Source organism: Cupriavidus sp. SK-3, assembly GCF_000611145.1.
Lineage (GTDB): Bacteria > Pseudomonadota > Gammaproteobacteria > Burkholderiales > Burkholderiaceae > Cupriavidus.
In genome coordinates this window covers 1-26,488 of sequence record NZ_JFJV02000223.1, presented here as the reverse complement: position 1 = coordinate 26,488, position 26,488 = coordinate 1, and the positions used below count along the sequence as shown (strand labels likewise).

Sequence of the window (26,488 nt, the reverse complement as noted above, 5' to 3'; positions counted from 1 at the left end):
GAAAGTACTGGGGGGTTTTGCTTTTGTGGCTTCGTTTACGCTGATCGGTACACTTGTGCCTGATTCGTGATCACGGGCAAGAAATAGTGCTGGATCGCCGGGTATCGTTCGCATCGCGAATGGCTCGACCGCGCGTAGTTCAAATCCTTTCCGCCGCCAGCAGCGTGGCGGCCCCCCCTTGCCTGGCACTGCATCAGCTGGTCATGTCCGGAATGTCTCCGCCGTTTCTTCGGCAGCCTTGCGCAGATCGGGGACGAAGGCCAGCAGGTCGTCGAGCGTAAGCCGCCCGACCGGCGCCTGCACCGCGATCGCCGCGCAGGCACGATTGCGATCCAGCATGACCGGCACCGCAATCGCGATCACCCCCTGCAGATGCTCCCGTTCTTTGATGGTCAGCGTGCGCTTGCGTGTCGTCGCAAGTTCTTTGCGCAACGCTTCGCGATCAATGATGGTCCGCTCCGAATACGCGTGCAGCGGCAATGTATCGACCATGCGGTCGCGTCTTTCCTTCGGCAGGAAGCTGAGCGGGACTTTGCCGCTTGCCGAGCGATGTAGCGGCACATGCGAGCCCGGCTGCAAGTGCATGCGCAACGGCCATTCGATTTCGACCCGGGGCTAGAGCCCTGCGCAAGATCGGCAGTCTTGGGCGGGCCTTTGGCAATGAGGTCGGGCTTGTCAATGCGGAGGGAAATGTGGTCGCTTCGGGTGAGGCGGGCGAGATCCTGGTGCGTGGCCCGAATGTCATGACGAACTGGGCGCTTACAAGACACCCAGGTCATTCCGCTTTGTCGACGAACTGCCCAAGGGACCGTCCGGCAAGGTGCAGCGGCTGAAACTCCTCGGCATGGCGGAGATCCCCGCGTAGCGCGCGTCCAGCCTCGGCTGTGCCGGACCGCGTGCAGTGCCCGGTCGGCGAGCTGGCGGGTTCGCGGCGGGCGGCGAAAGCCGCTTGCATGCGTCTGCCGTCCAATGGCGGCTCAGAAGGGCTTTGTGGGCAGATACTTCCGGTCGAGGGTGATCACGGCGCGGTGACCGCCGTCCGGGTCCTCGACCTTCTGGATGTCCAGCCTGAAGTTGATGGCGCTGATGATGCCGTCGCCGAACTTCTCGTGCACCAGGGCCTTGAGCGTCGAACCATAGATCTGCACGATTTCATAGAACCGGTAGATGGTCGGGTCGGTCGGCACGCCGCCCGGAATGCTGCCGCGCAACGGGATGGTCTGCAGCAGGCGCGCGGCATCCTCACCCAGTTCGAGCTTGTCGGCAACCGAATTGGCGACGTGTTCAGGCAGCAATGCCGTGCCTGGTTGGGGTTGCACAGACATGCGGATGGTCCGCAAGGGCTACAAAGCGGTTCGTGGTGCCATCCAGGGCGGCGATCGAACCCGTTTCGATGTCGTACACCCAGCCGTGAAGCTGCAGGCGCCCTTGCTCGAGCGCGAGGGCAACGGACGGATGGGTCTTGATGTTGGCGAGTTGCGCGATGACGTTCTCGCGCACCATCGAATCGACACGCGCGCGCGGCGATGCGTGCTCGCGCGCCTCGTTGATGGACTTGGCGGCATCGCAGTGACGCAGCCAGCCGGCGACGGCCGGCATGTGATCCAGGCATTGGCAGGTGGCAATCGCGGTCATGGCGCCGCAATCCGAGTGGCCGCAGATCACCACGTCCGCGACGCCAAGCCCAGCGACCGCGTACTCGACGCTGGCGGAAACGCCACCGGGCTGCGTGCCGTATGACGGCACCACGTTGCCGGCGTTGCGGATCACGAACAGGTCGCCAGGCTCGCGTTGGGTCAGCAGTTCGGGCACGACCCGGCTGTCGGAGCAGGCGATGAACAGCGTGCGCGGATTCTGGCGCGTGGCCAGACGCTTGAAGAGTTCGGAGCGTTTCGGGAACTCTTCGCGCTGGAACTTCAGGAATCCGTCAATGAGGTCTTGCATCGCTTTGCTCTATCGTGGTGGGTGGTGAACCGATGCGAGAATCATGGACGAATTTCGCTATAGGGTCCAAGACCGGTTTATTATGCTTTCCATAGGCAATACCAATAGTTGAATCCCATGCTGCTGCGTCATATCCGTTACTTCCTTGCCGTCGCCGACAGTGGCAACTTCACGCGAGCCGCCGAACTGCTGCACGTTTCCCAGCCAACGTTGTCGCAGCAGATCAGGCAGCTTGAGGAGACCCTGGGCGTGCAGCTTTTCGACCGGTCCGGGCGCAGCATCAGGACCACGGATGCCGGCCAGGCGTACCTGCTCTATGCGCGCCGCGCGCTGCAGGACCTGGAGGCGGGGACGCGGGCCATCCACGATGTGCGCGACCTGACGCGGGGCACCTTGCGCCTGGCGATGACGCCCACTTTCGCGCCCTATCTGGTCGGGCCGCTGGTCATGGGATTCAACGAGAAATATCCCGGCGTCACGCTGCGCCTGCTGGAAATACCGCAGGAGCAGATCGAGCAACTGCTGGCCGCCGACAACCTGGATGTCGGGATCGCCTTTGAGGACGTGCATCTGCCTGACATCGAAGCTCAGACCTTGATGCAGGAGCGGCTCTCACTGGTGGTGGGCGCGGCGCACCGCTTTGCCAGGCGGCGAACGGCGCTGACGCTGAAGGAACTGGAGGGAGAGCCGATGGCGTTGCTCACCATGGAGTTTGCAACGCGCCGCTATATCGATAGCTACTTTGGCGGGCAAGGCGTTCCCCCGCGAATCGCATTCGAGGCGAACTCTGTCAACGCCGTGATCGAGGCAGTGCGCCGTGGCCGGTTGATGACGGTGCTGCCCGCTGCCATCGTTGAAGACAAAAGCGAGCTTTGCAGGCTCAAGGTGGAGCCGCCGCTGCCGCCCCGGGGAGCCGCATTGCTCCAGCGCAAGGGCGCATACCGGACCGTGGCCGCGCGGGCCTTTTCCGACTTTGCACAAGCCGCATGCGGCGCCGGCGGGCGCAACCTGCGTTGATCCGTTCGCGCTATCTCTCCAACGAAATTCAGATTCGAGACACTGGCGAGCCCGGCCTTCGAGACATCGGATGAAGGCTGGGCACTCCCTGTCCATGGCCATCGCCTTTCGTGGCTGTCCACCATCAGGCATTGTTCATTCCGGTTCCGGCACAACTGATCGCAAGGGCTCGGCGTTCGTCAAAATAGCACGCAAGACGCTGCGTCTGCTCCGCAGTAAATAGCGGTCTTCTGCTCCTGTTTTTCCTTGCTGCGCTGCGGCAACATCTCTCTAAGCCAATGCCGCCGGTTGACCCGGCGACTCCCGGACCCACCGGGACAAAGACATTGCGCGACATTCGAAGAATCCGTTCCATGCGCGGTTCGCGCGGCCACGCGCTCGCGCCCATTCCTGCGGCCGCCGGCGTGTCCTTAGCGCGTATCGTCGGCGCCAGAGAAACTGTCTCACTCATGACGTATCAGCTATTTTCACTGGACGGGTGTCCGGCCTGTGCCGCGCTTGAGCTATTCATGCGGGACGCCGGTCTCGCCTATGACCGCATCGTGCTGGCGTCACCACGCCATGCCGCCGACGTGCTGGTTCTGCTTTCCGGATCCGATCCGCGTTGCCCGGCCTTGAGCCTTGGCGAGAAGACAGCAACTGGCCTCGCGGCTTGCCTGGAGCTTCTCGGTCAGCGCCACGCCGAAGGCGGATCTCTTGCAGATCTGGCATTTCATGGAACTGGCAATGCACTGGTCGACGGCGTGCTTAGCGGCCGTGTGCTGATGGCCAGAAACGAGCGGGCGTTCTCGCTTGCGCTTGGCGCGTTGCGTGACGCTATCAGGGATTGGACCTCCGCGATGCCTGACGCACTGCGCCGCGCCGGACTGTTCGTGCCGTATCTGGACCTGAGGATTGCAGATGGACTGTCTGGCGGGAGGGTCAGGCTTGCAGGTGTGTTCGGCGCTGACGAAAGCGTGCTGGAGGCAATGGTCTATCGCTTGCCGGCCGGATTTGAAGTCGCTTACCTGGACCGGATAAGGCGAGGGCGGAGCTGGGTCTATTGGGAGGGAGGCGACAGCATGCTCGGGGACCGGGCGGCGCGCTTGCACAATTCCCGTAACTGGTCAGCCGCCCTGAGCAAAGCGGCGGCCGGCAGTCTGTTTATCTAGAGAGCCATTTGTCCGTTGGGACGCGCGCGGCGCGTGGCCGGATCGCGGGAGAAGCGATCCGGCCACGGACCCGCGCCACGGACCCGCTAGTCGCGCAGGCGCGCCCGTTCCGGCGACATATCCATCGGCATCATGTTGACGTTGGCGTTGTGCATGACCCACAACGATCCCGCGACGATGATGGCGATCAGCGCCCCGGTGCAGATGAAGATCGCCGTGTTCTGGCGCTGGTCGGCAGACGTGCCGATGTGCAGGAAGAAAACCAGCTGCACCACCAGTTGGGCGATGCAGAGCACCACGATGGCGGCGAGGCCCGTGCCTTTGGGCACGAGCCCTTCCATCACCGCGCCGAACGACGCCAGGGTGAGCACCAGCGACAGCGCAAAGCCGATCAGATAGCCTTTCATGCTGCCGTGCGCCGCGTGAGCCGCGGATCCGGTGGGGAGGTGGGCGGTCTTCATACAAACTCTCGCAGGTAGACAAAGGTAAACACGCAGATCCAGATCAGGTCCAGGAAGTGCCAGAACAGGCTGAGGCAGGCCAGCCGGCGCCGGGTCACGCCATCCAGTCCGAAGCATTTGACCTGGTGCATCATGACCAGGATCCACAGCAGGCCGCAGCTCACATGCAGGCCGTGGGTGCCCACCAGGGAAAAGTAGGAAGACAGGAACGCGCTGACGCCCGGCCCCGCGCCGGCATGAAGCAGTTCGGCGAATTCGTACAGCTCCATGGCGATGAAGGCCGCGCCGAGCAGGAACGTGACGCCCAGCCACCGGATGACCTGACGCTCCCGCCCGGCCTGCATGTTGAGCATGGCCACGCCGAAGGTGAAGCTGCTGACCAGCAGCAGCATCGTTTCCCCGAGCACGAACGGCAGCTCGAACAGGTCCCTGCCGCTCGGGCCGCCGGCCGTGTTGCCGGCGAGTACCCCGAAGGTAGCGAACAGCACTGCGAAGATCAGGCAGTCGCTCATCAGGTAGATCCAGAACCCTAGCGTGGTCTTCGTTCCGTCGTCGTGCCCGACATGTTCGTGCGCGTTGTGAATGACTGTGTAGCTCATGGGTCAAGCCGCCTTGCGTAGCTGCGCATAGCGCGAGTTTTCGATGCGTTCGACTTCGGTCGCGGGGACGTAGTAGTCCACGTCGCGGTCGTAGGTCCGTGCGATGAAGGTGCCGATGATGCCCAGCAGGCCAAGGCCCGCGAGCGCCCACATATGCCATACGAGGGCGAAGCAGAGCACCAGGCCGAACGCCGAGACGATCACGCCCGCGCTGGTATTCCTGGGCATATGGATGTCTTCATAGTGGCCTGGCCGGACATAGGCACGGCCCGCTTCCTTGTCGTCCCAGTGCTGCTCCAGCGAGGTGATGTGCGGCACATGGGCAAAGTTGTAGAAGGGCGCGGGCGAGGCGGTGGCCCACTCCAGGCTGCGGCCGTCCCAGGGATCGCCGGTGAGATCGCGGTTGTTCTTGCGGTCGCGCACGCTGACGGCCAACTGGACAAGCAGGGCGACGATGCCGGCACCGATGATGACGGCACCGCATAGCGCGACGATCAGGTAAGGCTGCCAGTCCGCGTGCGTGTAGTGATTCATGCGGCGGGTCATGCCCTTGAAGCCGAGCACGTAGAGCGGCATGAAGGCCAGGTAGAAGCCAACCAGCCAGCACCAGAACGAGATCTTGCCCCAGCGCTCGTTCAGGGTGAAGCCGAACACCTTGGGGAACCAGAAGCTCATCGCGGCCAGGCAGCCGAAGATCACGCCGCCGATGATCACGTTGTGGAAGTGCGCGACCAGGAACAGGCTGTTATGCAGCACGAAATCGGCGCCGGGCACGGCCAGCAGCACACCCGTCATGCCGCCGACGGCAAAGGTGACCATGAAGCCGATCGTCCACAGCGTCGAAGAGTGGTAGCGGATGCGGCCGCGGTACATTGTGAACAGCCAGTTGAACAGCTTCACCCCGGTCGGGATCGAGATGATGGACGTCATGATCCCGAAGAAGGCATTGACGTTGGCGCCCGAGCCCATTGTGAAGAAGTGATGCAGCCAGACGAAGAACGACAGGATGCCGATCGACGAGGTGGCGTACACCATCGACTTGTAGCCAAACAGCGGCTTGCCGGAGAAGGTCGAGATGATCTCGGAGAAGGCCCCGAAGCACGGCAGGATCAGGATGTAGACCTCGGGGTGTCCCCAGATCCAGATCAGGTTGACGTACATCATGGCGTTGCCGCCAAGCTCATTGGTGAAGAAATGCATGCCCAGGTACCTGTCGGCGGTGAGCAGGGCGAGCGTGGCGGTCAGGACGGGGAAAACGGCGACGATCAGGATGTTGGTGATCAGCGCGGTCCAGGTGAACACCGGCATCTTCATCAGGGTCAGGCCCGGCGCACGCATGCGCAGGATGGTGACGATGAAGTTGATGCCGGTGAGCGTTGTCCCTAATCCCGATATCTGCAATGACCATATGTAGTAGTCGACCCCCACCGTTGGGCTGTATCCCAGCCCGGATAACGGCGGATAGGCGACCCAGCCAGTAGCGGCAAAGTCGCCGACGAACATCGACAGCATGACCAGCACCGCGCCCACCGCCGAGAGCCAGAAGCTGAGCGAGTTCACGAACGGATAGGCCACGTCGCGGGCGCCGATCTGCAGCGGCACGATGACATTCATCAGGCCGAGGATGAACGGCGTCGCCACGAAGAAGATCATGATCACGCCGTGCGCGGTGAAGATCTGGTCGTAGTGATGCGGAGGCAGGTAGCCGGCCGCATCGCCCACGGCGATCGCCTGCTGCACGCGCATCATGATGGCGTCGGCAAAGCCGCGCAGCAGCATGACCAGCGCCATGATGATGTACATCACGCCGATGCGCTTGTGGTCGACCGAGCAGATCCACTCGGTCCACAGGTACTTCCATTTGCCAAAGTAGGTAACGGCGCCGGTCAGCGCGGCACCGAGCAGGAGGACTGCGACCAGCGTACCCATGATGATGGGTTCATGGTACGGGATCGCATCGATGTTTAATTTTCCGAACATGGATCAGTGCTCCGTGGCCGCGGCGTGGTTGTGTTGCATATGTTGCGTAGGTTGCGGATTCATTGGCTTCATGGGTTGGCGGCCAGCGGGGGGCTTTGGGCTGTGCAGACTTCTCCGCGCACATCGCCACGCGCATCGCTATGCATGTATTTGTTGACGATGCCCTGGAACAGGTCTGGCGCGACGCTCGCGTAGGTGGTCACCGGCGTTTTGGTGCTCGGGAGCTCCAGCGTGCGGTAGGCCTTCTCGTCCAGCACCAGCGGTGATTTCCTGGCTTGCCGGACCCAGGCGTCGAACTCCTCGCGCGAGGTGGCCACGGTGTCGAAATGCATGTCGGAGAATCCGGGGCCGCTATAGGCCGCGGACAGCCCCGCGTAGATGCCGGGCGTGTCGGCGATCAGGTGCAGCTTGGTTTCCATGCCGGCCATGGCGTAGACCTGGCTGCCGAGCTGTGGGATGAACAGGGAGTTCATCATCGATTCCGCGGTGATCTTGAAATTGATCGGCGTATGGACCGGGATCGGCAACCGGTTGACCGAGGCGATGCCGTAATCCGGGTAGATGAACAGCCATTTCCAGTTCAGGGCCACGGCCTCGACGCGCACGGGCTTGACCGTCGACTCCAGCGGCCGGTAAGGATCGAGCGAATGGGTGGTGCGCCAGATAAGAACCGCCAGGGCGGCCACGATCACGCACGGAATGGTCCAGATGACCACCTCGATGCTGGTGGAGTGGGCCCACTTGGGCGCATAGGTTGCTTTGGTATTGGACGCGCGATAGCGCCAGCCGAAATAGAGCGTCAGGAAAATGACGGGAATGACGACCAGCAGCATCAGGAACAGCGACACCAGGATCAGGGTCCTTTCCTGGTGCCCGATGTCGCCCTTCGGCGATAGCAGCTCTAGCTGGCAGCCGCTGAGCAGGAGCATGGCTCCGGCACCCAGGAGCAGCCCCGCGCAGCGCAGCGCGCCGTTGCCTGTGTTGTTCAGCCTGTGCCTGTTGTTGGAATCGCGCCGGACAGCATGGCTTGCGCCGGCCATTAAGTTACGCATAAGACATACCTTGGTTATGCATCACATAACCGGCGCACGCGTCGAGACCGCCTGCCACAGCACGCTGGAAACCATTGCGAGAAAGGGAAATCCGCCCGGACGGCGGGAAACGCATACAAAGCGTTAAATGTATGGATTTGTGTGATGCTGCGGCGCATGATAATGTAAGACAAAGGCCATACATCAAGGAAAATGCGTCAAACGGAATCCATACAAGATGAAGGGGCCGGACCCGACTGGTCGACCGCCTTCGTGCGCGGCGAGGGTGCGCGCTACCAGCAGATCGTTGGCTTCATCGAGCGCGCGGTGGGGGAAGGGCAGCTGAACCCGGGGGACCGCCTGCCGCCGCAACGCACCCTGGCCGGGCAGCTCGGGGTGGATCTCACCACGGTGACGCGGGCCTTCACCGAGGCCAAGCGGCGCAACCTGATCGAGGCGCGCGGAGCGCTGGGCACGTTCGTCGCCGCGCCGAAGGTCGAACTGGCGCAGATGGTCGACCTGAGCATGAACGTGCCGCCGCCTCCTGCCGGCGTGGATTTCCACGACATGTTGCAGCGCGGCTTGTCGCAGGTGCTGTTGCGGTCCGATGCGCACCTGCTCATGACCTACCAGCTCGGTGGCGGCAGCAAAGCGGACCGGGCCGCCGGCGCCATGTGGCTGAAACCGATGCTGGAACCGGTCAGCCCGCAACAACTGATTGCCTGCCCCGGCGCCCAGGCCGCGCTGGCGGCGCTGATCCTCACGCTCACGCAGCCCGGCGAGGCGATCATCGCGGAGCCGCTGATCTATCCGGGTCTGCGCGCGGCGGCGGAACAGCTCGGGAGGCGCGTGGTGACCATCTCCGCCGATGACGAAGGAATGCGGCCCGATGCGCTGGAGCAAGCATGCCGCGAGCATGGCGCGCGCGCGATCTACCTGAATCCAACCATCCAGAACCCGACCGCGCGGACCATGCCCGGGCATCGCCGCCGCGATATCGCGCTGGCCGCGCAGAAGTGCGGCGCCTGGATCATCGAAGACGATCCTTACTGGCTGCTCGGCAGCAATGCACCGCCGCCTGTGGCCCACTTTGCGCCGGGCCAGGTCTACTACGTCTCCACGCTATCGAAATGCCTGAGTCCGGGACTGCGGACCGCCTACATCCGCTTGCCCGATGCGCGCAGCCGGGCGGGCGTGCTGGCCGCGCTGCGCTCCTTTGCGCTGATGTCGACGCCATTGTCGACCGCGCTGGCCACACAGTGGATTCACGAAGGCTCCGCAGCCCAGCTGCTGGCCGGGATCCGCGCGGAAGCGTTCGCGCGGCGGGAGCTTGCACGGCAGTTGCTGTCGAGCGTGGACCAGGCGCCGCCCAGCGGCATACATGTCTGGCACCGGTTGCCGAGCTACTGGACGTCCCAGGCGCTGACGCAGGCCGCGCGGGCTGAGGATTTGCGGGTCACCGCCTCTGAAGCGTTTTATTCCGGGCCCACGCCGCCCAACGCGATCCGCATTTCGCTGGGCGGGGTCGAGACGCGTTCTCATCTTGCGGCTGCATTGAAGAAACTGGCGGAATTATTGGCGCGCAAGCCGCAGATGTCCGGGGAGATCGTGGTTTGATCAGAAAAGCCGCCCGCAGGCGGCTTTCTTGCATGCAAGTATTGCTCGGTATTACGGCTTGGGTACGCTCAGAAAGAGCCGATCGATCAATACCTGCGCGTCCCCTACGGTAACGATGGCCAAGGCACTGGCCAGCTCTTCTTCCGGCCAGCGGAATTTCTGCACATAGATCGCCACTGCCGTCACAATCGCCGCCTTCACCATCGGCTCCAGCGGATGCCTGGCCGGATGATTGAAAGCGCTTTGATTGGCGATCCAGCGCCCGCAGCCGCGATCCGCAATTTCCAGCGCGTGGCTAACGAAGCCTTCGTCTTTGATTCCTCGGTCCAATTTGATCTCCATGCCCCTGTTGGGGAGAAATGGTCTGCAAAGGCGAATTCACTAATTTAAAGGCACACTTCATGTGCCTTTTGCCTCTGCCTGGCAGACTGCCAATTCTCGTGATAGCGATCAATAAGGCAGTCTGCCGTCATTAATAGCATGGGGGCCTATTCGATAGATATAGGACAAGTATGAATCTGCCTGGAAAAGCAGCAGCTTGCGCACAGGGCAGGGGAGCGGGACTACTTCTTTTCGAGGCTTGTAGGGTAGAAGGTGCTAATCGAGGCAATGAAGGCCTTGCCAGCGGAAGTCAATCCTTTCGCTCCAAATTCGATGCCGATCTCTACGAAGATATAGCCTGTTTTTAAAACTTCGGTCATATTGACACGGCTTCCAGTCGGAAGTCTTATATAGAGGCAGCCTGGGCTTTGCAGAACACATTCGCCGAAAGTATCTACATGGAGAAGTTGAGAGATTTCGGAAAGATATTCCTTCTCGGAAATAACGTGAAGCCCTGCAGGGCCATGTCCCGTTCGGGCGCCTGGGCATCGTGTACCTCGGGGTACATGTTTCGGGAGAGTTATTCGCGCCATCTCGCGAGCACTGCGGGCGCCTGCCTGGCGATTGCGCCAGCCTCTGCCTGGAGAGAGTCATCCACCAACGGGCGCGATCGCACAAACTTCAGCAATCTGGCACCTGGGGCGGGGCGAAACGGGCTATCCAGCACTTCGTCTTCCCGCTCAGCCTCCCAGTGATTGACCCACATTCACCATTCCAGCTTGCGGCAGGACTCTGCAATTACCGGAATCAGCGGATGCGTGGGCGAGCCGGCGGCTGTTGCTGGCCACGCGCTCGGGGGTACCTCTTTCCTCCGCCGCGCGGCTTTTGGGCACGCATCTACGGCAAGCCGATGGGGCGGCCGCCGGTCCCCGGCCCCCGGACGGCCCCTAAACCTGCGCCAGCAACAGGCGTTCGATGCAGGCCCTGCGCTCTTCCTTCTGCGCCGCGGTGCCCTGATGGGACAGCAGGGACTCCGACAATTCATAACTGTATAGTGCAAAAGCCCTGGCCCGCGCTTCGGGGATGTCGAACCCGAGTGCGCTGAAGCATTGTGCGATATAGGAAAGGCGCTTGGCATCGACTTCGTCAAGCACCTGGCGTACCCGCTCTTCCCGGCGAGCCCAGGCACGGATGGCAAGTTCGGTTGACGCTGCCTCCTCCGCGGCCGTCCCCCGGAACGGCAACGAGAGCAAGTCCCGGATCAGCTCCCGCGGCGGCAGTCCGCGGCGTTCGAAGCGGTAAATGATCTGCTCGGTGGCTTCATCTCGCCAGGCGGTCAGCATGCGGCGCAGCAGGTCTTCACGGTCCTTGAAGTGCCAATAGAAGCTGCCGCGCGTGACCTCCAGTTCCTTGGCGAGCACTTCGACGCGCACGGCGTCAATGCTCCGGCTGACCAGCAGATTGCGGGCAGCCTTGATCCAGTCTTCCGGCGTGAGTTGGTTGCGAGGGGCCGCGGAACTCGCCCCCGTGCCTTTTGGCATAGTGCCTCCAAGAAATATGGTGAGGATTGTACTTCCCTCGCTCAATACACATATGTATGGCAGGGTTCTCGGCAGTTTTCGGGTTAACCCCGATCAATTAGCGGGATTTCGTGCTTGACCGGATCTGCTTCGCTTCCTACCATACACATACGTATGTGTATGGAGAAATTGAGATGAGTCAGTACGAAGGCGTCGGCTTGACCTTGACCGCCGCAGAACACCAAACCAACTACTTCGACCAGGGCTCGGGGAAGCCGCTTTTCCTGCTGCATGGCTCGGGCCCGGGCGTGTCGGGCTGGTCGAACTGGAAGGGCGTGATGGGCGAACTCGCCAAGACCTTCCGCGTCATCGTTCCGGACATTGCGGGCTTTGGCTTTACCGAGTTCAAGGAAGGCACGAAGTACGACATCAAGCTATGGGTGCGGCATCTGGTCGGCATCATGGATGCGCTGGACATCGAGAAGGCTTCGTTTGTAGGCAATTCCTTTGGCGGTGCACTTTCCGTCGGCCTGGCGGTGTTCGATCCCAAGCGCGTCGAGCGCCTTGTGCTGCTTGGCACGCCGGCGGGGGAGTTCGAGCAGACGCCGGGCCTGCGTTCCGCGTGGGAGTACGAGCCGTCGCCGGAGAACATGGAAAAGACGATGCGGCTGTTCCCCTTCGACCAGTCGATCATCACCCCGGAAATGGTGCAGTCCCGCTATGAGGCCAGCGCCCGTCCCGGTGCCCAGGATGCGTTGCGCAAGCTGCTGCCCAAGCCCAACGCGGAAGGGCCGACGATCGTCAAGGGTTTCCCGGAAGCCGCCATCGCCAAGATCGAGGCGCCCACGCTGGTGCTGCACGGACGCGAAGACCGCGTGGTCCCGCCGGCATGCGGCCAGCTCCTGGCACGCACGATCCCGCAGGCGGACCTGCACCTGTTCGGCCAGTGCGGGCACTGGGTCCAGACCGAGCGGCGAGCTGACTTCCTGCACCTGGTCACCCATTTCTGCGCCTGAGACCATGAGCCGCAACGTCCTCGAAAAGGTCCTCCACCAGCTCACGGTAGATCGCGCGGCCAAGCAGCGCTTTCGCGAAGATGCCGAAGCCTATCTGCGGCGCTTCGCCCTTGGCGAAGCGGAGCGGGCCATGTTGATGCAGTTCGATGTGCTTGGCCTGCAGCAGGCCGGCGTCAACCCGATGCTGACCATGGGCTTCTGGCAGGAGCTGTCGCCGGAGCGCGACATGCGCGCCTACATGAAGAAGCTGCGCCCGGTCGGCGCGGCGGAGGCGTTGCACAGCGCCGCATTGAAGCGTTAGGAACAGGAACAGGAGCAGGAACAAAAGATGGGAAAGATCGTAGGTGGCTTCCTGGTGCCCCATGACCCGGTGATGTTCGTCGCGCCCGATGCGCCGGCTCCCGCGGTGCGGGACCGCATGTGGAATGCCTTCAAGACTTGCGCGGCGCGGCTGGCCGAACTGGCGCCCACCAGCGTGGTGATCGTGGGCGCGGACCACTACATGCTGTTCGGCACCGGTTGCCTGCCCAGTTACCTGATCGGCACGGGCGATGTCGACGGCCCGCTGGATGCCATGCCCGGCCTGAAGCGCGGCGTGATACCGAACAGCGAGGCGCTGGCATCGCATATCGCCAGGGAAGGCCACGCAAACGGCTTCGACTGGGCAGTGGCGCGCGCGCTGACGGTGGACCATGCGATTGCGATCCCGAACCAGTTGATGGTGCAGCCGATGCGGGAAGCGGGCCACGCCGTCGGTACCGTCCCGGTCTACCTCGCGGCCGGTGTCGACCCCTATATCCGGATGGAACGCGCCATCCAGGTCGGCCGCCACATCCGCGATGCGGTCAGCGCTGGTCCGGAAGATGAACGGGTCGTGGTGATCGGCAGCGGCGGCATCAGCCACTGGGTCGGCACCGCGGAGATGGGCAAGGTCAACGAAACCTTTGATCGCGAGATCCTGGGTTATGCCGAACGCAACGACCTGCGGGCGCTTGCCGCCCTCAGCGACGAGTACATCCTGGCCAACGGCGGCAACGGTGGCATGGAGATCCGGAACTGGGCCTGCGCGATGGGCGCGCTGGAAGGCGCGCGCGGCGAGACCATCGCCTATGAAGCCGTCCCGGAATGGGTGACCGGACTGGGATTCGTCCAGCTGCATCTGCAGTGACGCAGTGACGCAGTGACCGGCGGTAAGCCGGACAAGAAGGAAATACAGCAATGAGCAATAAAGTCTTCCTGATCCAGCGCGAAGCGCTGGCGCCAGGCCAGGTGTGCAAGGTCGAGACATCGGGCTGCCCCCTGGCCGTCTACAACATCGACGGCGAGTATTTCGCCACCAGCGACGTGTGCACGCACGCGACCGCGTCGCTGTCCGAAGGCGACATCGTCGATGGCGACCTGATCGCCTGCCCGGTCCATGACGGCCAGTTCCACATCCCCACCGGACAGGCAGTTGGATTCCCGTGCACGGTCGACCTGCGCACGTACAAGGTAATCCTGGAGGGTGACCAGATCTACGCCGATCTGGACGAGGAATCCGAAGCGGCGTCTTCTGCCATCTGAGAGACCGAACATGACACACGAATGCAGCGGCAATTGCGAACGCTTGCGCAAGGACCCCGCCAGCGCGCCCCTGCGCGACCTGGATCGCCTGCTTGACCTCGACACCGGCAGGCTGTCGCGCCGGGTCTACTGGGACCAGCGCATCTATGAGCAGGAGCTGGAGAAGATCTTCGCGCGCAGCTGGCTCTTCCTGGCCCACGAGTCGCAGATTCCCAAGGCAGGCGACTACGTCACCACCTATATGGCGGAAGACAATGTGATCGTGGTGCGGCAAAAGGACGGCTCCATTCGTGCCTTCCTGAATACCTGCCCGCATCGCGGCAACAAGCTGAACTTCACCGATGCCGGCAACGCGCGCAGCTTTGTCTGCAACTACCACGGCTGGAGTTTCGGCATCGATGGCGCGCTGCGCGGCATGGCCGGGCAGGAGCTGTTCGAGGCCAGCGGCATGGACCGCGCGGAGCACGGGCTGCATCCGGTTGCCAAGGTGGCGAGCTACAAGGGGCTGATGTTCGGCAATATGGATCCGGACGCGCCTTCGCTGGAGGAGTTCCTCGGCGATTTCCGCTATTACCTGGACGTCATGCTGGACATGGATGGCGAGGGCACGGAATTCGTCGGCGGTTGCGTCAAGTCGGTGATCAACTGCAACTGGAAAGTCCCGGTCGAGAATTTTATCGGCGACATCTATCACGCGCTGTGGACGCATGACTCCGCCGCGCGCGCCATGCTCGGCGGACCGGTGGCCGAGGTCTACAAGGACCCGGACTCCTACCACGTCAATTTCAACGGCCACGGCTGGGAGTTCAACCTGGACATCGTCGGCAACGCGGCGACCCTGGGCGACAAGGAAATCCGCAAGTACCTGTACGGGATCCAGCCCAAGGTGGCCGAGCGGCTTGGCGAGTTCCGCTCGAAGATGATCGGCTCGATCTCCTCGGTCAGCGTCTTCCCGAACCTTTCCTTCCTGCCGGGGCAGAACACCTTCCGCGTCTGGCATCCGCGCGGGCCGGGCAAGATCGAGCTGCACACCTGGACCATCGTCAACAAGAGCGCGCCGCAGGACATCAAGGATCGCTGGCTCAAGGGCACCATGCTGACGTTCTCGCCCTCCGGCGTGTTCGAGATGGATGACGGCGAGAATTTCGAGTTCTCCACCCGCACCAACGCCGGCTTCGTCACGCGCCAGCAGGATCTGTACATGGGCCTGGGCCGCGATACCAGGCTGGCCAACAGCGAGTTGCCGGGGAACGTCTATCGCAACCAGGTGAACGAAGCCAATCACCGGGCGTTCTACCAGCGCTGGCTGGACCTGATGCAGGCGCGCGCGTGGGAGGAAGTCCCGGTGCGCGACAAGCCGAGCCTGCCCGAGAGCGCATTCGCCAACGACAGCCTGAAGGAGGTCGCATGAGCGCGCTCCCGCAACCGCAACCTGCAACCCCGGCGCTGCAAGCGGTGGACCTTGCCACCGCCCACAGGATCCGGCAGTTCCTGTACCGCGAGGCACGCCTGCTCGACAGCGAGGCGTGGAGCGACTGGCTCGCGCTGATGACGGACGACATCCACTACTGGATGCCCGCCATCGAAAACCGCCGCCGCGCGGACAAGCTCGGCGCCTACGCCATCGGGCGGGGCGCGTATTTCGACGACAACCACTTCGACCTGTCACGCCGCGTCGCCCGCTTCAAGCAGCCCTCCGCCTGGGCCGAGGATCCGCCTACCCGGCACGTGCACGTGATCAGCAATATCGAGGCGTACGCGGGTGAGGCGGATGGCGAGTTCATCGTGCATTCGGTCTTCGTCAATTACCGGAGCCGGGGCGAGGCGGACAACGATCTGCTGCTGGGCCGGCGCGAGGATGTGCTGCGCGCCGGCGGCGAGGATTTCCGCATCGCCCGCCGCAAGATTGTCATCACGCAGTCCCTGCTGATGTCCAAGAACCTCAATACCTTCTTCTGATCATGGGCTGGCTCGATAACGATGTGGCACTGGTGACCGGCGCCAACTCAGGCATTGGCCTGGCGGTCACGCGCAGGTTCCTTGCCGAGGGCGCTGCCGGCGTCGGCGTGCTGGTGCGCAATGCGCAGGCGGCGGATGCCATGCGGGCCGAGTTCGGCAGCCGCGTGGCGGTCACGGTGGGCGATGTGCGCTCGGAGGATGCCAACACGGAGGCGGTGCAAGCCACCGTCAAGGCATTCGGCAAGCTCGACACACTGGTCGGGAATGCCGGCGTATGGGACCACTTCGCCACGCTGCGCAAGCTCGATCGCGGCGTGGTCAGCGCGACCTTCCGGGAAGTGTTCGACGTCAACGTGCTGGGCTACCTGCTGGCGGCCCATGCGGCTGCACCCGCACTGCGGGAAACGCGGGGCAGCATGATCTTCACGTTGTCGAACTCCAGCTTTTATGCCGGCGGCGGCGGCCCGGTCTACGTGGCGTCCAAACACGCCTGTGTGGGCCTGATCCGCCAGCTCGCCTATGAACTGGCACCGGAAATCCGCGTGAACGGCGTGGCGCCCGGCGGCACGGTGACACCATTGAAAGGCCCGGAGTCCCTTGGCAAGCAGGAAACCCTGCTGTCGGAGATCCCCGGTTTCTCGGATGCCGTGGCTAACTCGGTGCCACTGGGTTTCATCGCCCAGCCGGAGGACCACACCGGGCACTACGTGCTACTGGCCTCGCGCACCAATTCCCCGGCAACCACCGCCGCCATCCTGCAAAGCGATGGCGGCTGGGAANGGGGGGGGCTGGGAAGTGCGGGGGCGGCCCGGCCGTCCCCGGGATCGCTGACAGCGCAAGAACGGATAAAAGACGAGAACCGACGAGATGAACGCCCCCAACGCCCCCAGCACATCCAACGCATCACCCAACGCACCACCCAGCGCACCACCCAACGCCTCGCACGCCGCCGTGCGCGATGTCTTCGCCGGAGCGCGCCTGCCGGTCATGGCGGCGCCGATGTTCCTGGTGTCCGGCCCGGACCTGGTGACCGCCAGCATGAAGGCGGGCATCGTCGGCACCTACGCCGCCCCGAACGCGCGCAACCTCGCCGCGCTCGATGCAGCGCTGGCGCGGATCGCAGCCGAGGCCGTCCACAGCCCGCAAGTGCCGTGGGCGCTGAACATGATCGTCCACAGCAGCTATGACCGCTTCGACGCGGAAATGGAGCTGGTCGAACGGTATCGCCCGGGCATCGTCACCACGGCGCTGGGCAGCCCGCGCCGCGTGCTGGAGCGCGTGCACGGCTACGGCGGGCTGGTGATGGCGGACGTCATTTCCCCGGCGCTGGCCCGCAAGGCGATCGACGCCGGCGTGGACGGCCTGGTGCTGGTCACCAGCGGCGCCGGCGGCCATACCGGCACCTATCACCCGTTCGCCTTCCTGGCGGAAGTCCGGCGCTTCTGGGATGGTCCCATCGGCCTGGCTGGCGCCATTTCCAGCGGCGCGGAGATCCGGGCAGCGCAGTTGCTGGGCGCCGATTTCGTGGTGGTCGGCACCCGCCTGATCGCGACGCGGGAAAGCATGGCTGCGCCTGCCTACCGCGACATGCTGGTGGACAGCAGCATGGAAGACCTGGTCCAGTCCACTGCCGTATCCGGCGTGATGGCGAACTGGCTCAAGCCGACCGTGGCGGCGGCGGGCTTCACCCCTGAAAAGCTCAAGGAGGAGAAAAAGATCGATTTCTCCGGCGACATCGCTTCCGCGCCGAAGGCATGGCGGGACGTGTGGTCGGCGGGCCACGGTGTCGGCGCGATCCGGGCGGTCGGGTCGGTCGAGGACGTGGTTGCGGAGCTGGCTGACAGCTATGCCGGCTGCCTGGCCGCGGAGGCCGGGCAACTCCTGCATCTGATGCCGAGATACCGTCCGGTCTATTCCGACACCGTGGAGCGTCTCGCCGCCGCCTAGCGTTGCGGGCAGGCAGGCAGACAGACAGACAGACGGACATAAGACAACAAGCATCACCAGGCAGACAACAATGACAGACACCCCCATCCAGCAAGCGGCCGACGCGCTGTACCAGGCCCGCCGCGAGCGCAGCCCCATTGCCAGGGTCTCCGAGACCTTCGGCATCGCCGGCCTCGAAGCAGCCTATGCCGTCGCCGCCGCCAACACGAGTCGCGCGCTCAGCGAAGGCCGTGCCATCAGCGGCAAGAAGATCGGCCTGACGTCGAAGGCCGTGCAGGCGCAACTCGGCGTCGACCAGCCGGATTTCGGCGTGCTGTTCGCCGATATGGAGTTCCTGTCCGGCTCCGCGATTCCTTCCGGATCGCTGATCCAGCCCAAGGCGGAAGGGGAGGTGGCCTTCGTCATCGGCCGCGACCTGGACGACGAGACCCTCACCTGGGGGCGCTTCCTGCGCGCCATCGAATTTGCGTTGCCCGCCATCGAGATCGTCGACAGTGCGATCCAGGACTGGAAGATCACGCTGGTCGATACGGTCGCGGACAACGCGTCCTGCGGACTTTACGTGCTCGGTACCGATCCGAAGCGCGTGACCGAACTGGCGCTGGCCGATTGCGCGATGCGCTTCACGCGCAATGCCGAGCCAGCTTCAGAGGGCGACGGGGCCGCTTGCCTGGGTCATCCGCTGCATGCCGCGTGGTGGCTGGCGCGCACCATGATCGCGATGGGCGAGCCGCTGCGTGCCGGCGATGTCGTCCTCTCGGGCGCGCTCGGGCCCATGTTCAAGATGGGCCACGGCGACGAACTGCATCTGGAAATCGAAGGGCTGGGGCAGGTGCGCTGCCACGTGGATTGACGCTAACGCCCGTCGCCAGAACGGGCAACCAGGAGACTGCAATGCAAATCAAGTACGCTGCGATCGCGGCGGGGATCGCCCTGTCCGCATGGACCGCTGCCGCGGTTGCGCAAACCGCCGAGGTGACCATCGGTGTCACGGTATCCGCGACCGGGCCGGGCGCGTCGCTGGGCATCCCGGAAAAGCAGGCGATCGCGATGCTGCCGAAGACGCTGGGTGGAAAGCCGGTGCGCTACGTCGTCCTCGACGATGCTACGGACCCCTCCGCCGCCTCGAAGAACGCGCGCCGGCTGATCCAGGAAGAGAAAGCGGACGCTATCGTCGGCTCGTCGACCACGCCGGCCTGCCTGGCCGTCGCCGCTGTCGCCGCGGAAGGCAAGACACCGTCCATCGGCCTGTGTCCCTTCATCCCCAAGCCTGAACTGATGGCCTGGGCTTTCTCCCTGCCGCAATCGGTGGCGGTGATGTCCACGGCCCTGGTCGATGACATGAAGGCCCGCAAGGTCGCCACCTTGGGATTCGTCGGCTACAACGATTCCTACGGAGAGGCGTGGCTCAAGGATATCCAGCCGCGCGCGGAAGCCGCCGGCATCCGCGTCACGGCGGTCGAACGCTTCGCGCGCACCGACCAGTCGGTGGCCGGGCAGACCATCAAGCTGCTGGCCGCGAAGCCCGATGCGGTGATCGTAGCCGGCAGTGGCACGCCAGCCGCGCTGCCGATGGCCACCTTGCGCGAGCGCGGCTTCAAGGGCGCGATCTATCAGACACACGGCGTGGCGAACAACGACTTCCTGCGCGTGGGCGGCAAGTCCGCGGATGGCGTGGTCTTGCCCGCAGGCGTGCTGCTGGTGGCGGAGCAACTGCCGGCGGACCATCCCAGCAAGGCGGTGGCCACCGAATTCGTCAAGCGCTACGAAGCGAAGTACGGCACGGGCTCGCGCGATCTCTTCGCCGCCTACGCGTATGACGCCTACCTGGTGCTGGAACGCGCCGTGGCCACGGCGGCAAGGACGGCACAGCCGGGCACGCCGGGCTTCCGGCAGGCGTTGCGCGACGCCATCGAGGGCACGACGGACCTGCCCGGCGCGCATGGCGTGATCAACATCAGCAAGACCGACCATTCCAGCTATGATGCGCGCGGCCGCATCCTGGTCAAGGTGCAGGAGGGCACATGGAAGCTCGCCAAATGAGGCCGATGAGCCCGATCAGCCCGATGAGCCCGATGCCCGCCATCGCCCCCCGCGCATCCGCGCCCGATACCGCCGGGCCCGATACCGGCCTGCGGCTGGCGCGGCCCAGCATCGTGCGCACCGACCTGCCCGATGGCAGCTTCGTCTTGCGCTCGTCGGCGCCGCTGGCGGCATTCGATCGCTGTATTGGCGAATGGCTCGCCCGATGGGCGGCCAGGGCGCCGTCCCGCGTCTTCCTGGCGGAGCGCAGGGAATCGGGCTGGCATACCGTCAGCTACGGCGAGGCGCTTGCCACGGTCCGCAATATCGGCCAGGCGCTGCTGGATCTCGGTATCGCCGAGGATGCCCCGGTCGTCGCCCTGTCGGACAACAGCGTGAACCTGGCGCTGCTTTCGCTGGCGGCTATGCACGTAGGGCGGCGCATCGCTGTGGTGTCGTCGGCCTATGCCAGGATGGGCAGCGATCATGGCAAGCTGCACGCCATTCTGGCCAGCCTGCATCCGGGCCTTGTCTATGCGGAAGATGCCGCATTGTATGGGGCGGCAATACGGGGAGCCGGGCTCTCGTGCCCAGTGGTCTATGCCACGGGCGCCACCGGCGGCGAGATGCCGTTCTCCGCGCTCTGCGCGGCCAGCGCCGGTCCCGGCGTGGACGCGGCGTTTCACCGCATCACGGGCAGCACCGTTGCCCGCATCCTGCTGACTTCCGGCTCGACGGGCGCGCCCAAGCTGGTGCCGAACACGCACGAGATGCTCTGCGCCAACCAGCAGATGATCGCGCAGTGCTGGCCGTTCGTGGACGAGGCGCATCCCGTGGTGCTGGACTGGCTGCCGTGGAGCCATACCTTCGGCGCCAACCACAATTTCAACCTGGTTTTGCGCAACGGCGGCTCGCTGTATATCGACGACGGCCGCCCGGCGCCCGGCCTGATCGAGCGGACCATCGAGGGCATCCGGCAGGTTCGCCCGACGCTGTTCTTCAACGTGCCCAAGGGCTACGACGCGCTGCTGCCCTACCTGGAGGCGGACGAAGCGCTGGCCGCCGCGTTGTTCGGACGGCTGGACATGCTGTTCTTCGCGGCCGCGGCGCTGCCGCAGAAGACGGCGGACCGCCTGCGCGCGGTGGCGCGCGGGGTGCGGCATCAATCGCTCTTCTTCACGACGGAGTGGGGCTCGACGGAAACCTCTCCCGTTGTGACGAGTGCGCATTTCTCCTCGTCGGATACGCGCAATATCGGCGTGCCTGTCCCTGGCGTGGAACTGAAGTTCGTGCCCTGCCAGGACAAGCACGAACTGCGCGTGCGCGGGCCGTCGATCTTCGCGGGCTATCTCGGCGACGAGGAGAAGACGCGCGCCGCGTTCGACGAGCAAGGCTTCTATCGCATGGGCGATGCGGGGCGGCTCGCCGACCCCGCCGACCCGAACAGCGGCGTCATCTTTGACGGCCGTGTGTCCGAGGACTTCAAGCTGACCACGGGCACCTGGGTCTCGGTTGGCGCGCTGCGCGTGCGGGCGGTCTCGGCGATGTCGCCCTATGCGCTGGATATCGTCATCACCGGCCACGATCGCGATGAGGTCGGCCTGCTGGTGTTTCCCAGCGCGAAGCTGCGCACCCTTGCCAACGACCAGGATGGCACGCTATGCGGCAAGTCGCTGGGGCTGGTGCCGGAAGTCAGGCGCGCGCTCGGCGCGGTGCTGGCCGAGCTTTGCCGGGGCGCCGGCTCGTCCCAGCGCCCGGCCCGCGCCGTGCTGCTGTCCGCGGCCCCGGCCATCGAACACGGCGAAATTACAGATAAGGGCTACATCAACCAGCGCGCGGTACTGACGCTGCGCGCCGGCGATGTGGACCGCCTCTATTCGGACTGCGAGTCCGTGATCTATCCAGACAGAATCTCCCAGGGCTAACGGAAGCAAAATCATGACCCAAAAACTGAAGGCCGCGATCGTCGGCTCCGGCAATATCGGCACGGACCTGATGATCAAGATCCTGCGCCATGGCAAGCACCTCGAAATGGGCGTGATGGTCGGCATCGACCCTGCATCGGACGGCCTGGCGCGCGCCAGCCGCCTCGGTGTTGCCACGTGCGCGACGGGCGTGGCCGGCCTGGTCGACATGCCGGCGTTCGCCGATATCGATATCGTCTTCGATGCCACGTCGGCCGGCGCCCATATCGAGAACGACAAGCTGCTGCGCACGCGCAAGCCGGGCATCCGCGTGGTCGACCTGACGCCGGCCGCCATCGGGCCGTATTGCGTGCCGGTGGTGAACCTGGATGCCAACCTCGACGGCCGCAACGTCAATATGGTGACGTGCGGCGGGCAGGCCACCATCCCCATCGTCGCGGCCGTCGCCTCGGTGGCGCCGGTCCACTACGCGGAAATCGTCGCATCGATCTCCAGCAAGTCGGCCGGACCGGGAACGCGCGCCAATATCGACGAATTCACGGAAACCACCTCCCGCGCGCTGGAGGTGGTAGGTGGCGCCCGCAAGGGCAAGGCCATCATCGTGCTCAACCCGGCAGAGCCGCCGCTGCTGATGCGCGACACGGTGTACACGCTGTCCGAGGTGGCGGACACGGCGCGCATCGAGGCGGCGGTGGAAGCGATGGTAGCCCGCGTCAACGCCTATGTGCCGGGATACCGCCTCAAGCAACGCGTGCAGTTCGAGCAATTCAGTGAAAGCCAGCCGCTGAATATTCCGGGGGTCGGGCGGATGACGGGTTTGAAGACTACCGTTTTCCTGGAGGTCGAGGGCGCCGCCCACTATCTTCCCGCCTACGCCGGCAATCTCGACATCATGACTTCGGCCGCGCTGGCGACCGCCGAGCAGCTCGCGCAGCGCCACCTTGCCGCTGCCGTGGCGGAAGTCGCGTGAAGAACCCAATGCCAGGACAAAGGCCAGGACAAAGGCCAGGAAAAAAGATGGAAACCAAGCTCTATATCTCCGACGTGACCTTGCGGGATGGCTCGCATGCCATCCGCCACCAATACAGCATCGCGCAGGTCAAGGCCATCGCACGCGCGCTCGACGAGGCAAATGTCGACTCGATCGAAGTCGCCCATGGCGACGGCCTGCAAGGGTCGTCGTTCAACTACGGATTTGGCGCGCACAGCGACGTCGAGTGGATCGCCGCCGCCGCGGAGTCGGTGAGCCGCGCCAGGATCGCCACCTTGCTGTTGCCCGGCATCGGCACCACCCATGACCTGCGCGCCGCCTATGACGCCGGCGCGCGCGTGGTCCGGGTGGCAACCCATAGCACCGAGGCCGATATCTCCCGCCAGCATATCGAATATGCCCGGCAGCTCGGCATGGATACTGTGGGCTTCCTGATGATGAGCCACATGACCACGCCGCAAGCGCTCGCGGGGCAGGCCAAGCTGATGGAAAGCTACGGCGCGACCTGCATCTACGTGGTCGATTCCGGTGGCGCGCTGACCATGAACGATGTGCGCGACCGCTTCCGGGCCTTCAAGGACGTGCTGGATCCCGCCACGCAGACCGGCATGCATGCGCACCACAACCTCAGCCTGGGTGTGGCCAACTCCATCGTCGCGGTCGAGGAAGGCTGCAACCGGATCGATGCCAGCCTTGCCGGCATGGGCGCTGGCGCGGGCAACGCGCCACTGGAAGTCTTTATCGCCGCGGCCGAGCGCCTGGGCTGGTCGCACGGTTGCGACCTCTACAAGCTGATGGACGCCGCCGACGACCTGGTGCGCCCCTTGCAGGATCGCCCGGTGCGGGTCGACCGCGAGACGCTTGCCCTGGGCTACGCGGGTGTGTATTCCAGTTTCCTGCGGCACGCGGAAAGGGCGGCCGCCCAGTATGACCTGAAGACGGTCGACATCCTCGTGGAGCTCGGCAAGCGCCGCATGGTGGGGGGCCAGGAAGACATGATCGTGGACGTGGCCCTGGATCTGAAGGCACGGCAACTGGAAGCTCAAGATGGCGCCCGACACTGAAGCGCAACTGGCGCGGCCCGCGGACGACGCCGTACCGCCGCTCACACTGACCATCGTGCCCGCGGGTGTCCAGTTGCGGTGTGCGTCCGGCGCGTCGCTGCTGGATACGGCGGTATCGCAGGGTTTCTTCCCGAAACACAGTTGCCGCCGGGGGGAGTGCAATTCGTGCGAGGCACGCGTGATTGCCGGGGAGGTTGCCTATCCTGCCGGCTTCATCTCGGAAGGGGTGCGGCCAGGGCACTGCCTGACCTGCGTAGCGCGGCCGGTGAGCGATGTCACCATCGAAGCGCCCGAAGTCTCCGCCATCCCGGGCCGGCGCGTGGTGCAAGCGCCAGCGCGGGTGGCGGAGGTGCGCCGGGTGAGCGCTGACGTGGCCATCGTGTCGCTGCACGTGCAGGGCGGTGCCGATTTTTCCTTTTCACCCGGCCAGTATATGGACGTGATCCTGCGCGACGGCACGCGGCGCAGCTACTCGATGGCGAATGCGCCGGATACGCAGGGCACCATCGAATGGCATGTCCGCGCAATGCCCGGAGGGCGGTTCTCGCCGCATGTGTACGAAAAGCTCAAGCAGAGGGATGTGCTGCGGCTGGAAGGGCCCTTCGGCGCGTTTACCCTGCAGGATTCCGATGCTCCGGTCATCCTGCTGGCATCCGGCACGGGCTATGCGCCAATCGCGTCGTTCATGCGTAGCCACCACGAGGCGCTATCAAGACGGGGTGCCACGCTTTACTGGGGTGGCCGGCGCAAGGAAGACCTCTACGCGTGGGACGAGGCGGCGCGCTGGGCCGCTTCCAGCGAACGCCTCCGCTTCGTTCCCGTGCTGTCCGAGCCGGATGGCCCATGGACAGGGCGCACGGGCTTTGTGCACGAGGCGGTCGCTTGCGACTTCCCGGATCTTTCGGCGTACGAGGTGTACGCCTGCGGGAATCCGCTGATGGTGGATGCAGCCAGCCATGTGCTGACGCGCGACAACGGGTTGCTTCCCGCCAGCTTCCATAGCGACGCGTTCATCACGGCAATCAGGCAGGCAAGATAGACGCCACATCTTTCGTCGGGAAAGTGCGGTCGGGCTTAGAGCAAGACATATCAAGACATATCAAGACGTATATAGCCGTGGCGCAGGAGGATAGTGAAAATCTCCGCGCAAGCGGCATCTGGAGGAGACACAATGGATTCGACCATCGCGATCCTGCTCATGCAGGATGGGATCACCACCGGCGCCATCTATGCCCTGCTTGCGCTGGCATTGGTGCTGGTGTTCTCGGTCACACGCATCATCTTTATCCCGCAGGGCGAGTTTGTCGCCTTCGGGGCGCTCACGCTGGTCGCCATTCAAAGCGGCCGGGTGCCGGCAACCATGGCGCTGCTGCTTGGGCTTGGCGCCGTGGCCTTCTTCCTCGAGGCCGCCGCCATGCTCCGGCAGCCGCATCGGGGCGCATTGGCGAAACGAATCGCCACGGCGGCGGCGCGCAACATCGGCTTTCCACTCGCGCTGTATCTTCTCGCGAATTCCGTCGCATTGCAGTCACTGCCGCTGATGCTTCAGGTTGGCCTGGCGCTGTTGGTCATTACCCCCATGGGTGCCTTGTTGTACCGGGTCGCCTACCAGCCGCTGGCCGAGTCGAGCACGCTGGTGCTGCTGATCGTCTCCGTTGCCGTGCATTTCGCGCTGGTAGGGTTGGGGCTGGTGATGTTCGGCGCCGAAGGCTCGCGCGCCACGCCGATCTCCGACGCGCGCTTCGAGTTCGATGCCGTGCAGGTCTCCGCCCAGAGCCTCTGGGTCGTCGGCGTCGCCGCGGCACTGATCGGCGCGCTTTACTGGTACTTCGAACACACCATTTCCGGCAAGGCGCTGCGCGCCACGGCGGTCAACCGGCTGGGCGCGCGCCTGATCGGCATCGGCACGCACCAGGCGGGCAGGCTCTCGCTCACGCTGGCGGCAGCGCTCGGGGCGCTCTGCGGCGTGCTGATCGCGCCGTTGACCACGGTCTACTACGAGTCGGGCTTCCTGATCGGTCTCAAGGGCTTTGTCGGCGCCATCGTCGGCGGACTGGTCAGCTATCCGCTGGCCGCGGCGGGCGCGCTGCTCGTCGGTTTGCTCGAGTCCTATTCCTCCTTCTGGGCCAGCGCCTTGAAGGAAGTGATCGTCTTTACGCTAATCATCCCGGTATTGCTCTGGCGTTCGCTCAGCAGCAAGCACGCCGAGGAGGAGTGACCATGAATATCCTGGCAAAGAAGAGCGCGGTTGCGCCGGCTGCCGTCGCGGCCGGCCGGCGGCCCTCGTCACGTTTCTGGTTCCTGCTTGCCATCGCGTTGCTGGTGGCGGTGCCGGTGCTCCCCACCCCCGAGTTCTGGAT

General features: G+C 64.4%; 25 protein-coding genes and 4 pseudogenes. 19 read left to right on the top strand and 10 right to left on the bottom strand.

Annotation, left to right across the window (positions count from 1 at the left end):
* Positions 1 to 201: 201 nt before the first annotated feature.
* Positions 202 to 612: pseudogene (locus CF70_RS22700) on the bottom strand (IclR family transcriptional regulator); the annotation flags it as partial.
* Here CF70_RS22700 and CF70_RS39050 point away from each other — a divergent pair.
* Positions 540 to 689: pseudogene (locus tag CF70_RS39050) on the top strand (hypothetical protein); the annotation flags it as partial. The pseudogenes CF70_RS22700 and CF70_RS39050 overlap by 73 nt on opposite strands.
* 288 nt (positions 690 to 977) lie before the next feature.
* Here the strand turns inward: CF70_RS39050 and cynS are convergent.
* Positions 978 to 1,277 (bottom strand): annotated as a pseudogene (gene cynS, locus CF70_RS22695) (cyanase); the annotation flags it as partial.
* Positions 1,278 to 1,284: 7 nt separating this feature from the next.
* On the bottom strand, positions 1,285 to 1,944 hold the full coding sequence (locus CF70_RS22690) for a carbonic anhydrase (RefSeq protein ID WP_035870052.1): 660 nt from the start codon (positions 1,942 to 1,944) through the stop codon (positions 1,285 to 1,287).
* Positions 1,945 to 2,061: 117 nt separating this feature from the next.
* Here CF70_RS22690 and cynR point away from each other — a divergent pair, with 117 nt between their 5' ends.
* On the top strand, positions 2,062 to 2,961 hold the full coding sequence (cynR, locus tag CF70_RS22685; RefSeq protein ID WP_035870049.1) for a transcriptional regulator CynR: 900 nt from the start codon (positions 2,062 to 2,064) through the stop codon (positions 2,959 to 2,961).
* A gap of 326 nt (positions 2,962 to 3,287) precedes the next feature.
* Positions 3,288 to 4,112: a hypothetical protein gene (locus CF70_RS22680; protein WP_152561883.1), complete on the top strand. Its 825-nt coding sequence runs from the start codon at positions 3,288 to 3,290 to the stop codon at positions 4,110 to 4,112.
* Positions 4,113 to 4,198: 86 nt separating this feature from the next.
* On the opposite strand, the gene cyoD is transcribed toward CF70_RS22680, so the two are convergent.
* The 4 genes from cyoD to cyoA all read right to left on the bottom strand — a co-directional run bounded on the left by cyoD (position 4,199) and on the right by cyoA (position 8,081).
* Entirely contained in the window at positions 4,199 to 4,573 is a 375-nt protein-coding gene (gene cyoD, locus CF70_RS22675) for a cytochrome o ubiquinol oxidase subunit IV (RefSeq protein WP_035870043.1), read from the bottom strand.
* Positions 4,570 to 5,172 carry a cytochrome o ubiquinol oxidase subunit III gene (gene cyoC, locus CF70_RS22670; protein ID WP_035870040.1) on the bottom strand — a complete coding sequence of 201 codons (603 nt, stop codon included), beginning with the start codon at positions 5,170 to 5,172 and terminating at the stop codon, positions 4,570 to 4,572. The genes cyoD and cyoC overlap by 4 nt, the downstream gene beginning before the upstream one ends.
* Before the next feature lie 3 nt (positions 5,173 to 5,175).
* The gene (cyoB, locus tag CF70_RS22665) at positions 5,176 to 7,152 is read right to left on the bottom strand and encodes a cytochrome o ubiquinol oxidase subunit I (RefSeq protein WP_035870038.1); all 1,977 of its coding nucleotides are present in this window, start codon (positions 7,150 to 7,152) and stop codon (positions 5,176 to 5,178) included.
* 68 nt (positions 7,153 to 7,220) lie between these two features.
* A complete protein-coding gene (cyoA, locus tag CF70_RS22660; protein ID WP_051648802.1) occupies positions 7,221 to 8,081 on the bottom strand; it encodes a ubiquinol oxidase subunit II in 861 nt (286 codons plus the stop codon).
* 315 nt (positions 8,082 to 8,396) lie between these two features.
* Between cyoA and CF70_RS22655 the strand changes: the two genes are divergently transcribed.
* Complete coding sequence (locus CF70_RS22655; RefSeq protein ID WP_035870035.1) at positions 8,397 to 9,800, top strand: PLP-dependent aminotransferase family protein; 1,404 nt, start codon at positions 8,397 to 8,399, stop codon at positions 9,798 to 9,800.
* Between the two features lie 51 nt (positions 9,801 to 9,851).
* Here the strand turns inward: CF70_RS22655 and CF70_RS22650 are convergent, their stop codons facing one another.
* The 3 genes from CF70_RS22650 to CF70_RS22640 all read right to left on the bottom strand — a co-directional run bounded on the left by CF70_RS22650 (position 9,852) and on the right by CF70_RS22640 (position 11,662).
* A complete protein-coding gene (locus tag CF70_RS22650) occupies positions 9,852 to 10,142 on the bottom strand; it encodes a hypothetical protein (protein WP_035870032.1) in 291 nt (96 codons plus the stop codon).
* Positions 10,143 to 10,363: 221 nt separating this feature from the next.
* The gene (locus CF70_RS36725) at positions 10,364 to 10,501 is read right to left on the bottom strand and encodes a hypothetical protein (RefSeq protein WP_160172284.1); all 138 of its coding nucleotides are present in this window, start codon (positions 10,499 to 10,501) and stop codon (positions 10,364 to 10,366) included.
* A 567-nt stretch (positions 10,502 to 11,068) separates the two neighbouring features.
* Positions 11,069 to 11,662 carry a TetR/AcrR family transcriptional regulator gene (locus tag CF70_RS22640; protein ID WP_035870025.1) on the bottom strand — a complete coding sequence of 198 codons (594 nt, stop codon included), beginning with the start codon at positions 11,660 to 11,662 and terminating at the stop codon, positions 11,069 to 11,071.
* A gap of 173 nt (positions 11,663 to 11,835) precedes the next feature.
* Here CF70_RS22640 and CF70_RS22635 point away from each other — a divergent pair, with 173 nt between their 5' ends.
* From CF70_RS22635 to CF70_RS22565, 15 genes and pseudogenes are all read left to right on the top strand, one after another.
* On the top strand, positions 11,836 to 12,657 hold the full coding sequence (locus tag CF70_RS22635; protein WP_035870022.1) for an alpha/beta fold hydrolase: 822 nt from the start codon (positions 11,836 to 11,838) through the stop codon (positions 12,655 to 12,657).
* A 4-nt stretch (positions 12,658 to 12,661) separates the two neighbouring features.
* Complete coding sequence (locus CF70_RS22630) at positions 12,662 to 12,958, top strand: extradiol ring-cleavage dioxygenase (RefSeq protein WP_035870019.1); 297 nt, start codon at positions 12,662 to 12,664, stop codon at positions 12,956 to 12,958.
* A 27-nt stretch (positions 12,959 to 12,985) separates the two neighbouring features.
* Positions 12,986 to 13,825 carry a protocatechuate 3,4-dioxygenase gene (locus tag CF70_RS22625; RefSeq protein WP_035870015.1) on the top strand — a complete coding sequence of 280 codons (840 nt, stop codon included), beginning with the start codon at positions 12,986 to 12,988 and terminating at the stop codon, positions 13,823 to 13,825.
* Positions 13,826 to 13,875: 50 nt separating this feature from the next.
* On the top strand, positions 13,876 to 14,220 hold the full coding sequence (locus tag CF70_RS22620) for a non-heme iron oxygenase ferredoxin subunit (protein WP_035870011.1): 345 nt from the start codon (positions 13,876 to 13,878) through the stop codon (positions 14,218 to 14,220).
* Between the two features lie 10 nt (positions 14,221 to 14,230).
* The gene (locus tag CF70_RS22615; RefSeq protein ID WP_051648797.1) at positions 14,231 to 15,631 is read left to right on the top strand and encodes an aromatic ring-hydroxylating dioxygenase subunit alpha; all 1,401 of its coding nucleotides are present in this window, start codon (positions 14,231 to 14,233) and stop codon (positions 15,629 to 15,631) included.
* Positions 15,628 to 16,179 carry a 3-phenylpropionate/cinnamic acid dioxygenase subunit beta gene (locus tag CF70_RS22610; RefSeq protein WP_081862292.1) on the top strand — a complete coding sequence of 184 codons (552 nt, stop codon included), beginning with the start codon at positions 15,628 to 15,630 and terminating at the stop codon, positions 16,177 to 16,179. Before CF70_RS22615 ends, CF70_RS22610 begins: the two co-directional genes overlap by 4 nt.
* A 2-nt stretch (positions 16,180 to 16,181) precedes the next feature.
* Positions 16,182 to 16,958 (top strand): annotated as a pseudogene (hcaB, locus tag CF70_RS39045) (3-(cis-5,6-dihydroxycyclohexa-1,3-dien-1-yl)propanoate dehydrogenase); the annotation flags it as partial.
* An 88-nt stretch (positions 16,959 to 17,046) separates the two neighbouring features.
* A complete protein-coding gene (locus CF70_RS22600) occupies positions 17,047 to 18,126 on the top strand; it encodes an NAD(P)H-dependent flavin oxidoreductase (RefSeq protein ID WP_081862291.1) in 1,080 nt (359 codons plus the stop codon).
* A gap of 70 nt (positions 18,127 to 18,196) precedes the next feature.
* On the top strand, positions 18,197 to 18,979 hold the full coding sequence (locus CF70_RS22595; RefSeq protein WP_035870007.1) for a 2-keto-4-pentenoate hydratase: 783 nt from the start codon (positions 18,197 to 18,199) through the stop codon (positions 18,977 to 18,979).
* 41 nt (positions 18,980 to 19,020) lie between these two features.
* Complete coding sequence (locus CF70_RS22590) at positions 19,021 to 20,169, top strand: ABC transporter substrate-binding protein (RefSeq protein ID WP_035870004.1); 1,149 nt, start codon at positions 19,021 to 19,023, stop codon at positions 20,167 to 20,169.
* Complete coding sequence (locus CF70_RS22585; RefSeq protein WP_235185164.1) at positions 20,151 to 22,073, top strand: feruloyl-CoA synthase; 1,923 nt, start codon at positions 20,151 to 20,153, stop codon at positions 22,071 to 22,073. The genes CF70_RS22590 and CF70_RS22585 overlap by 19 nt, the downstream gene beginning before the upstream one ends.
* A 10-nt stretch (positions 22,074 to 22,083) precedes the next feature.
* Complete coding sequence (locus CF70_RS22580; RefSeq protein ID WP_035870000.1) at positions 22,084 to 23,043, top strand: acetaldehyde dehydrogenase (acetylating); 960 nt, start codon at positions 22,084 to 22,086, stop codon at positions 23,041 to 23,043.
* Between the two features lie 47 nt (positions 23,044 to 23,090).
* Complete coding sequence (gene dmpG / locus CF70_RS22575) at positions 23,091 to 24,128, top strand: 4-hydroxy-2-oxovalerate aldolase (protein WP_035869997.1); 1,038 nt, start codon at positions 23,091 to 23,093, stop codon at positions 24,126 to 24,128.
* Complete coding sequence (locus tag CF70_RS22570) at positions 24,112 to 25,167, top strand: FAD-binding oxidoreductase (protein WP_063830489.1); 1,056 nt, start codon at positions 24,112 to 24,114, stop codon at positions 25,165 to 25,167. The genes dmpG and CF70_RS22570 overlap by 17 nt, the downstream gene beginning before the upstream one ends.
* Positions 25,168 to 25,299: 132 nt before the next feature.
* Positions 25,300 to 26,346 carry a branched-chain amino acid ABC transporter permease gene (locus CF70_RS22565; protein ID WP_035869994.1) on the top strand — a complete coding sequence of 349 codons (1,047 nt, stop codon included), beginning with the start codon at positions 25,300 to 25,302 and terminating at the stop codon, positions 26,344 to 26,346.
* Positions 26,347 to 26,488: the final 142 nt, after the last annotated feature.

Coding starts and splice junctions, on each gene's coding strand:
- CF70_RS22635 (WP_035870022.1), top strand. CDS start 11,836: ATGAGTCAGTACGAAGGCGTCGGCTTGACCTTGACCGCCGCAGAACAC.
- CF70_RS22630 (WP_035870019.1), top strand. CDS start 12,662: ATGAGCCGCAACGTCCTCGAAAAGGTCCTCCACCAGCTCACGGTAGAT.
- CF70_RS22655 (WP_035870035.1), top strand. CDS start 8,397: ATGCGTCAAACGGAATCCATACAAGATGAAGGGGCCGGACCCGACTGG.
- cyoC (WP_035870040.1), bottom strand. CDS start 5,172: ATGAGCTACACAGTCATTCACAACGCGCACGAACATGTCGGGCACGAC.
- CF70_RS22610 (WP_081862292.1), top strand. CDS start 15,628: ATGAGCGCGCTCCCGCAACCGCAACCTGCAACCCCGGCGCTGCAAGCG.
- cyoA (WP_051648802.1), bottom strand. CDS start 8,081: ATGCTCCTGCTCAGCGGCTGCCAGCTAGAGCTGCTATCGCCGAAGGGC.
- CF70_RS36725 (WP_160172284.1), bottom strand. CDS start 10,501: ATGACCGAAGTTTTAAAAACAGGCTATATCTTCGTAGAGATCGGCATC.
- cynR (WP_035870049.1), top strand. CDS start 2,062: ATGCTGCTGCGTCATATCCGTTACTTCCTTGCCGTCGCCGACAGTGGC.
- CF70_RS22625 (WP_035870015.1), top strand. CDS start 12,986: ATGGGAAAGATCGTAGGTGGCTTCCTGGTGCCCCATGACCCGGTGATG.
- CF70_RS22640 (WP_035870025.1), bottom strand. CDS start 11,662: ATGCCAAAAGGCACGGGGGCGAGTTCCGCGGCCCCTCGCAACCAACTC.
- CF70_RS22585 (WP_235185164.1), top strand. CDS start 20,151: ATGGAAGCTCGCCAAATGAGGCCGATGAGCCCGATCAGCCCGATGAGC.
- CF70_RS22600 (WP_081862291.1), top strand. CDS start 17,047: ATGAACGCCCCCAACGCCCCCAGCACATCCAACGCATCACCCAACGCA.
- cyoD (WP_035870043.1), bottom strand. CDS start 4,573: ATGAAGACCGCCCACCTCCCCACCGGATCCGCGGCTCACGCGGCGCAC.
- CF70_RS22650 (WP_035870032.1), bottom strand. CDS start 10,142: ATGGAGATCAAATTGGACCGAGGAATCAAAGACGAAGGCTTCGTTAGC.
- CF70_RS22690 (WP_035870052.1), bottom strand. CDS start 1,944: ATGCAAGACCTCATTGACGGATTCCTGAAGTTCCAGCGCGAAGAGTTC.
- dmpG (WP_035869997.1), top strand. CDS start 23,091: ATGGAAACCAAGCTCTATATCTCCGACGTGACCTTGCGGGATGGCTCG.
- CF70_RS22615 (WP_051648797.1), top strand. CDS start 14,231: ATGACACACGAATGCAGCGGCAATTGCGAACGCTTGCGCAAGGACCCC.
- cyoB (WP_035870038.1), bottom strand. CDS start 7,152: ATGTTCGGAAAATTAAACATCGATGCGATCCCGTACCATGAACCCATC.
- CF70_RS22590 (WP_035870004.1), top strand. CDS start 19,021: ATGCAAATCAAGTACGCTGCGATCGCGGCGGGGATCGCCCTGTCCGCA.
- CF70_RS22595 (WP_035870007.1), top strand. CDS start 18,197: ATGACAGACACCCCCATCCAGCAAGCGGCCGACGCGCTGTACCAGGCC.
- CF70_RS22565 (WP_035869994.1), top strand. CDS start 25,300: ATGGATTCGACCATCGCGATCCTGCTCATGCAGGATGGGATCACCACC.
- CF70_RS22570 (WP_063830489.1), top strand. CDS start 24,112: ATGGCGCCCGACACTGAAGCGCAACTGGCGCGGCCCGCGGACGACGCC.
- CF70_RS22620 (WP_035870011.1), top strand. CDS start 13,876: ATGAGCAATAAAGTCTTCCTGATCCAGCGCGAAGCGCTGGCGCCAGGC.